The organism is Wolbachia endosymbiont of Pentidionis agamae (assembly GCF_036711655.1).
GTDB lineage: Bacteria > Pseudomonadota > Alphaproteobacteria > Rickettsiales > Anaplasmataceae > JAZHPY01.
The window spans coordinates 1-8,550 of the sequence record NZ_JAZHPY010000048.1; the positions used below are offsets into that span (position 1 = coordinate 1).

General features: G+C 30.4%; 7 protein-coding genes and 1 pseudogene. 6 read left to right on the top strand and 2 right to left on the bottom strand.

All coding sequences use genetic code 11. The annotated features are described in order from the left end of the window. Positions 1-177: 177 nt before the first annotated feature. Together V6U76_RS03440 and V6U76_RS03445 are read right to left on the bottom strand one after the other, a co-directional pair. Positions 178-759, bottom strand: coding sequence for a PRANC domain-containing protein (locus tag V6U76_RS03440; RefSeq protein WP_333023615.1), 582 nt, complete (start codon positions 757-759; stop codon positions 178-180). Positions 760-789: 30 nt separating this feature from the next. Beyond that, entirely contained in the window at positions 790-1,059 is a 270-nt protein-coding gene (locus V6U76_RS03445; RefSeq protein ID WP_333023616.1) for a hypothetical protein, read from the bottom strand. 105 nt (positions 1,060-1,164) lie between these two features. Here V6U76_RS03445 and glyA point away from each other — a divergent pair, with 105 nt between their 5' ends. From glyA to V6U76_RS03475, 6 genes and pseudogenes are all read left to right on the top strand, one after another. After that, positions 1,165-2,439, top strand: coding sequence for a serine hydroxymethyltransferase (gene glyA, locus V6U76_RS03450; protein ID WP_333023617.1), 1,275 nt, complete (start codon positions 1,165-1,167; stop codon positions 2,437-2,439). Between the two features lie 132 nt (positions 2,440-2,571). Further along, positions 2,572-3,207 (top strand): exopolysaccharide biosynthesis protein, encoded by a 636-nt coding sequence (locus V6U76_RS03455; RefSeq protein WP_333023618.1) that lies wholly within the window; start codon positions 2,572-2,574, stop codon positions 3,205-3,207. A gap of 83 nt (positions 3,208-3,290) precedes the next feature. Then, entirely contained in the window at positions 3,291-3,917 is a 627-nt protein-coding gene (locus tag V6U76_RS03460) for an exopolysaccharide biosynthesis protein (RefSeq protein ID WP_333023619.1), read from the top strand. Beyond that, positions 3,914-5,125 (top strand): annotated as a pseudogene (gene cysS / locus V6U76_RS03465) (cysteine--tRNA ligase); the annotation flags it as partial. The gene V6U76_RS03460 and the pseudogene cysS, both read left to right, overlap by 4 nt. An 85-nt stretch (positions 5,126-5,210) precedes the next feature. Next, positions 5,211-6,710 (top strand): hypothetical protein, encoded by a 1,500-nt coding sequence (locus V6U76_RS03470; protein WP_333023620.1) that lies wholly within the window; start codon positions 5,211-5,213, stop codon positions 6,708-6,710. 27 nt (positions 6,711-6,737) lie between these two features. Beyond that, complete coding sequence (locus tag V6U76_RS03475) at positions 6,738-7,940, top strand: CCA tRNA nucleotidyltransferase (protein WP_333023621.1); 1,203 nt, start codon at positions 6,738-6,740, stop codon at positions 7,938-7,940. Positions 7,941-8,550: the final 610 nt, after the last annotated feature.

Below are 8,550 nucleotides of genomic sequence, written 5' to 3' on the forward strand. Positions count from 1 at the left end.
ATACTAAAGTATATTATACTAAAGTGTTCGCCTTAAGGCGAGGGTGTTAACCCACACACCTAACTACATAAAACACTTTATCAAACAATTTCTTTAGCCTTAATTTACATTAAGGTTTTTAATGATAAAAGTAAGCAGACTGAGTAATTAGCAAGTCTGTCTAACATAGATAAAATGTTATAGTGAGTGTGATGGAATGGCAGATATACTTACAACTTCAGGATTTTCAACTTGAGTATTAGGTTGACTTAGTTTTTTAACATAATCTTTCAGTTTATCATTATTGAATTCATCTAATATCTTCTCCTGTGCTTCTTCTGGTAAATCTTGCCAAGAAGTTGTAAGTCGTTTATTTTTTGGTTCTAGAAATTTTGCTGCTGTTAGTCTTATTTGACATAATAAACTATTTCTTTCATACGCCACATCAAATTTCTCTTTTATATTAGCTTGATACATAGGAAATTTTTTCTTATATTCGCCTGATCCAAGAGTTTTTGCTATGTCATTTTTGTAAAAATCTAGGTTTCTAATTACTTTTGCTGATTCTTCTATATTAATCTTAAAAAATTCATAATACGAGATTGAATTACCAGATATTCTTTCATCTCTCATCTTTTCTAATTCGCTTACACAGTAATCACAATATTTTTTAAGCCCATACACTAAACTATTTATCACACTAGTATTAGAAGAACACACATTTTTACTAAAAAAACTGCTATTACTTCTTATTTTTTCTGCTTCTTGAGAATTTTCCATCAGTAAGTTTTTTATCAAAAACTTTAATACTTATTTGACTCTTTCTATATTTGTATCACTAGAAGATAGAATGTACACCAAATTTTTTTCTTCCGTCACTTGTATGTACAATGATGATAATAAAATTACGTTTTTTATTCTGTCTAACTTTCCTTGATCATTCAAGATACTTTTTTCTTGATCATCGCATCTGTATGTCCCTATACATGAATCAATAATTGACGCACAAACATCACTGATATTATCTTTTTTAATTGTTTCAAGTGCCTTTTCCAATTGTTGTTGATAATCAAAACTCATAAATTCACCCCAATGTATATTATATCACAATAATTATAAAAATAAATAAGAATTTTCTTGTATCATGCTTTAATCTGAACTACCATAAAATTTTGTATTGTGGCTATGTCAAAAGTTCTTCTAAGTGATTTAAAATCTTTTGATTATGAAGTTTATCAATCTATACAAGGAGAGCTACAGCGCCAAAAATCTCAATTACAATTAATTGCATCAGAAAATTTTGCAAGCAGAGCTGTAATGGAAGCTCAAGGCTCTATTTTAACTAATAAATATGCAGAAGGATATTCAGGCAAAAGATATTATTGTGGTTGTAGGTACGTAGATCAAATTGAAAGCTTAGCTGTAGAGAGATTGTGCAAATTATTTGATGTTAAGTTTGCTAATGTTCAGCCTCACTCTGGCTCACAAGCTAATCAAGCAGTGCTTTCTGCTTTGCTAAGCCCTGGTGATAAAATTCTTGGGTTATCACTTGATTGTGGTGGTCATCTAACTCATGGTGCAACTCCAAGTCTTTCTGGCAAGTGGTTTAAATCAATTCAATATGGAGTTAATAAAGAAACTTACTTGCTTGACATGGATGAAATTGAAGAATTAGCCATAATAAACAAACCGAAACTAATTATTGCAGGTGCTTCGGCCTATCCAAGAAAAATAGATTTTAAACGCTTTCGTGCTATTGCAGACAAAGTTGATGCTTACTTGCTTGCAGATATTGCTCATTATGCAGGGCTTATTGCTGCTGGTGAGTATCCTTCTCCGGTTCAGCATGCACATATTATAACCTCTACTACACATAAAACTTTACGTGGCCCTCGTGGTGGAATAATTATGACAAATGATGAAGTAATACATAAGAAAATTCAATCTGCAGTTTTTCCAGGATTGCAAGGCGGACCACTTATGCATATTATAGCCGCAAAAGCCGTTGCATTCAAAGAAGCACTTGACACAGGATTTAAGATTTATAGTAAAGCAGTTATAGAAAATGCTAAAGTACTAGCTAAAGAATTACAAATGCATGGCTTAGATATTGTAACTGGAGGTACTGACTCTCATATAATATTAGTAGATTTGAGATCAAAGAGAATAACTGGTAAGGATGTAGTGGATAGCTTAGAAAGAGCAGGTATTACATGTAATAAAAATGCTATACCATTTGATATAGAAAGGCCAACAATTACTTCAGGATTACGTTTTGGCACCTCCGCTGAAACAACTCGTGGTCTAAGTGGTACAGAATTTAAAGAAATAGCTAGTCTAATAAATGAGGTAATAAGTGGATTAACTCAAGGAAATAGTTTTAGTAGTGAAAAGAAAGTAGTAGCTAGAGTCAGAGAGATTTGTACTCAATTTCCAATTTATCATAACATTACTAAATAGCCTTAGACTTTTATGTAAAAAATTTAATAAGTGCAATGTAAAGTGAAACAATATTTAATGTGTTGACAAATTATCACTTACTCCATAAGTTAAATAAATAGATTCAATCATTGATTGAGGTTTTTGATTTCCATGCAAAAAAATAATAAACCAGCTTCGTCTCTATTGGAAGAAGTAGCCAATATCAAGAGTTCTGATAGAGTAACTTTATTTGAAATAAAAGCTGCATTACATGAGCGTGGTTTTGGCATTCTTATTATTATTTTTTCGTTACCATTATCAGTACCTTTACCTGTTCCACCTGGTTATACTACAATACTCTCTATACCATTATTATTATTTTCATTACAAATACTTCTTGGTTTTGATTCGCCTTGGATGCCGAGGTGGTTAGAACAAAAATCTTTTCAGCGTTCAACTTTAGCGCTTATTATAGAAAAGACATCTCCTATTTTAAAAAAAGTAGAGAAGTTTATGAGACCACGTATGGTGTTCATTTTCTGCAGGTTAGGAGAAAAAATTTTAGCATTTATAATGTTACTTTCCGCTTTTTCTATTGCTATTCCATTGCCACTAACCAATTTTATCCCTGCTATTGGAATAACATTTATTGCTCTTAGCATTATGAGTAGAGATGGGGTTTTTTCAATGTTAGGAATTTTGATATCACTTTTTGGTCTATTTATTACTGCTGTAATATTGATTGTGGGACCAAAGCTTGTTCTTGAGTTTTTTTTCTTTCTAAAAAATATTATATTTATAAAGTAAACATATATCGAGTAGAATAATGTAGTAACCTATAAACAATAATTTATATACTTTTATTCGTTAAGCAAAGGTTTTTAGATTACATGCAAAAGAGCAATAAATCAGCTTCTTCTTTACTAGAAGAAGTAGCAAGTATCAATAATGCTGATAAGGTAACCTTACTTGAAATAAAAGCTGCATTACATGAGTATGGTCTTTACATTTTTATTATTCTTTTTTCTTTACCGTTATCAATACCGCTACCTGTTCCACCAGGTTATACTACCATATTTTCTATACCATTATTGTTATTTATATCACAGATACTACTCGGCTTTGATTCACTTTGGATGCCTAAATGGTTAGAACAAAAATCTTTTCAACATTCAACTTTAGTTGTTATTTTAAAAAAGGGATCCACTATCTTAAATAAGATAGAAAAATTTATGAAATTCCGTGTAGCATTTATTTTTTGTGAATTAGGTATAAGATTTTTAGCGTTTGTCATGTTAATTTCTACTTTTTCTATCGCTATTCCTTTGCCTTTCATTCATTTCATTCCTGCAGCTGGAATAACATTTATTGCTCTTGGTATGATGGGTAAAGATGGACTGCTTGCTATAGTTGGTGTTTTAATATCAATTCTTGGTTTATTCATCACTATTACGATGTTAATTTTTGGTCCAAAGCTTATTTTTGAGTTTTTCTCATTTCTTAAAAACTTAATATGATAAGTATATATAATACTTTAACTAAAAAAGAAGAAACTTTTGTTCCTAGAGATCAAAGTAATGTAACGATGTACGTATGTGGTCCAACTGTTTATGACTCAGCACATATAGGAAATGCAAGATCTGTTATTGTATACGACATATTATTCCGTTTACTTAAGTTATGTTACAAAAAAGTCACTTATGTTCGTAATATAACTGACATTGATGATAAGATAATTAATGTCGCACAAAAAAGTAATAGCAGTATAGAAAGCATTACATCTCATTACACTAAAGCTTTTCATATGGATATGAAAAACATAAACTGTTTGGAACCAACCTATGAACCTAAAGCAACGGATAATATAGGACTAATGATAAAACTAATACAAAATCTACTAGACAAAAATCATGCTTACATAGCCAACAAGCATATATACTTTGATACATATTCTTATCCAGAGTATGGCACTTTATCAGGAAAGAAAATTTCTCATTTAATACATGGAAGTAGAGTTGAGATAAGTGATAATAAAAGGCATCAAGGAGATTTTATTTTGTGGAAACCTGCAAGTGCAGTTGATTATGAACTTTCCAGCTTTTGGCAAAGTCCATGGGGAGATGGCAGGCCTGGGTGGCATATAGAATGCTCAGCCATGGCTAACGGTTATCTAGGGAAGAATTTCGATATTCATGGTGGTGGGGTAGATTTACAATTTCCTCATCATGAAAATGAAATAGCCCAAAGTAGGTGTGCATTTCCTGAATCAATTTTTGCAAAATACTGGATGCATAATGGATTTCTTACTGTGAATAAAGAAAAGATGAGTAAATCATTATCTAATATAATAAAAATAAAAGACTTATTAAACCAAGGCATAAAAGGTGAAGTAATACGTTATGCATTACTCAAAACTCATTATCGAAAGCCATTAGATTGGACTGATAGAACAATTATTGAATCTACCGGAGCACTAAATAAATTTAACCGTCTATTACATAACATTGATGTTGAAATAAAAGATGATGATACAGAAGTTGCAGTAGAATTTATAGATGCACTAAAACGTGATCTCAATGTTCCTGAAGCTCTCGCTATATTGCATGAAACAGCTAATAAGATAAAAAAGACTCACAATAGAACTGATAAACTTAGACTAATAAAAAGTTTACTAAAAAGCGCTAACTTTATAGGATTACTACATTCTAATTATAAAGTGTGGTTCAATATTTGAATGATCTAGAAATTTAACAGTTGTTTTTTAGTAAAAGGTATTATAGAATTAATAATTCAATTTATTCTAGAGTTTTATGTATATTATTCCAGCAGATAAGAAGATTCGCCATGAATATCTTATGGGTAAATGGAAGCATGCTGCTGGAGAATTTGGTAAGATTGGTACAAGATCAAATATAGAAGGTGTACCTAAAGAAGAACAATTATCTATCGACTTAGACAATAAACCAGCTTTTGGTATTATAGATAGGATTTTGCGTTGGGTAGAGCATAAATTTAAGTATTTCTTTCCACGGTACAATTTGTTTCCAGAAGTAGGAACAAAAGAAAGAAAAATTCCAGGGAGTCAAAGTACTGTTAAATATTTTACTTCAGATGAGCAAGCTGAATATACTCTATATTTTGATGAAGAAAATGAAGATGTGAGATTATATGACGTAGAAGGTAAATTATACAATACAAGTGATGAAATCAGTAAAGAAAAAAAAGGGTGTGTAGCTTATGTAATGACTCTTGATAAAAGACTGATAGTTCACAAACATATTAATGTTGGCAAAGATAAAATTGCTATAAGACATTCATCACTTGCTGGAGGAAGAGCGGTCATATATTCTGGTTTAATGAAAATAGAGAATGGTAAGATAACATATATAGACAATAATAGTGGGCATTATAAGCCAAAGGATGCACACCTATGTAAGGCAGTGAAAATTTTAAAAGAAAAAGGCAATATATTTTCAGAAGATGCAAAAGTTACTCATCTTGGTAATTTGCATAGTTTAGCAAGTCAGTTCCCCCTTTTACATAGAATTCCTGCTAAGAAAGAACCAATAGATAAATTTTTAAATAGAATGGAAAAAAAAGGAAAAAACGGACTTAATAAATCAGAGGAACACTTTAATAACGTGAAAGAGTATAATGAACGATATAAGCATTTAATATATCGTGTATCATCTGCATTTTTAGAAAGATGTAACAAAGATCCAGAAATACAAAAAATAATCATCAAACGTTCAACAATGGAAATCTTTGGTAAAAGTTATGATCATATAGATATGAAATCCGAATGTATGAATATAACTTTTGATTATGAACAGTATAGGCATTTAATGTGCTATGAATCATCAGCATGTGAATCTAAATTTTTAGAAAGATTTAACGAAGATTCACAAATAAAAAAAATGACAATTAAACATTCAATAAGAAAAATCATTGGTGCAAGTTATGGCCATAAACCAAAAATTCAATTAGATATGAAATTTGAACATATGAATGTAACTCTTGATAATGAACGAGATTGCAAAAGATTTGCTAATTTAGTATATATCCATAATCATTTTCTTTCTATGGATGCCAGAAGAATAAAACATGAATCTAAAAAAGAAGCTCAAGATAACTCCACTGACACTACAGAAAATGATAAAAAATATACTATATCTGAAAATAATGAAAAGTATACAGTATCTATAAAAAATAATGATGCTAATAAATTTATCAATAATGTTCTACAAATAAAATTAGATAGTATTGAATCATTAGAAAATCAGGTTGCTCAGGTTAGTATAGGAGTATAAACTCAATAAAGATATTATGAGAGATTTATGTATCTGAAAGCGCATTGGGTATACGGCAAAAAAGTCAATCGTGTAATTAATGCAATAGAAAATTTTGGTTGTAGCATCAGATTTGTAGGTGGATGCATTAGAGACACTCTTTTACAAAGAGAGGTTCATGATATTGATTTAGCCACTAATTTACTCCCTAACCGTATAATTGATGCATTAAAGCTTGATCATATAACAGCCGTTCCTACAGGGATTAAACATGGTACTGTTACAGCGGTATTAGATGGTAAGTCTTTTGAAATTACGACATTAAGACAGGATATTAAATGTGATGGTAGACATGCAGAAGTAAATTTTACAGATGATTGGCAGACTGATGCTTCAAGGCGTGATTTTACGTTTAATGCTCTTTATGCTGATAAACATGGCAATATATATGATTATTTTCATGGTATCGAAGATTTAAAAAACAGACAATTGAATTTTATAGGAAACGCAGAAGATAGAATTAAAGAAGACTATTTGCGTATATTAAGAGCATTTCGTTTCCATGCGGACATATGCATTGGTAATTTAAGTGACGAAATAATAGAAGCATGTAGTAAACACTCTGATATGCTCAAAAAACTCTCAGGAGAGAGAATAAGAGACGAGATCTTTAAATTACTTGAGTCTAAAAATCCAGTCCCTACTTTAAAGATTATGCAAAAATTTGCAATTCTGCAAAAGATTATCCCTGAAGAAGTAAGATGCGAAATTTTATCCACAGATGCGATTAATAGTAGCGACTCAATTGTTAAACTTGCTTTGCTACTTAGTACCATAGAAAATCCTAAATTAGAAATTGGTGAATATGTTAGTAAATTTTTATGTCTATCAAACAAACAAAAAAAGAAATTATTATTTCTATTACATACTAACATTCCTATTGAACTTTCAGAATTAGAGCAGAAGAAGTATTTATGCTTATTTGGCAGAGAGTTATATTGCGATTTAATAAAAGTTCATTTTATCAAAAAAGATAAGGATGTTGATGTTATAAATCGATATATTTCCTTTGCTAACTCATTTTATATACCTTTGTTTCCCATCTCTGGTAAAGATCTAATAAGTATAGGCCATCAACCTGGAAAAAACATGGGGACAACCTTAGCATTACTCAAAAATTATTGGGAAAGTAGCTCTTACAAATTAAAAAAAGATGAATTACTAAGCTATGCTAAAAAGCGTTTGACTTAATCAAAAACCGTAAATTAACAATACCATGCTTATCAATAAAGGAATCAATACTATAATCTTCATGAGCGTAAATATTGATATAATTAAAATGGTAAGCAGTGGAAATTTTAATTTTTCGCGATGTTCAAAAAAGCGTATCAAACCGAATTCTCAGTAGGAAATAAAGTGAGCAATATAGCATTTACCTTTGGCTGAAATAAATGTTTACACTACCTAAATAGTCAAGAGAGCAAATCTCAATAAAAAAACTGCTAAAGAAAAAGCACTTATCAAGATGCTGCCCAAACAACAAAATTTAAGAAGAAGGAAAAAGAGGTACATATTTTGTAAGCATACTATTAACTGAACAATTGTTTTTACGCTCTGTAAGCAATAATAGAACTCTTGCATAACTCATATTCTGTACAGCATAGTAGAACTTGGAGTACTGCAAAAAGAATTCATTTAAGGAAGTAGGAAACCATACTTGTGGCTAATAATTATTTCTGTAACAAAGTATTTGTTACTACAAAGCAATGTTAGACCTCTAGCATAACCATATTAAAGGTTGTAATCACTAGAAAATAATATGAGAGGTGGTAATGAGGTTTGAAAAAATAAGCAGGTTGGA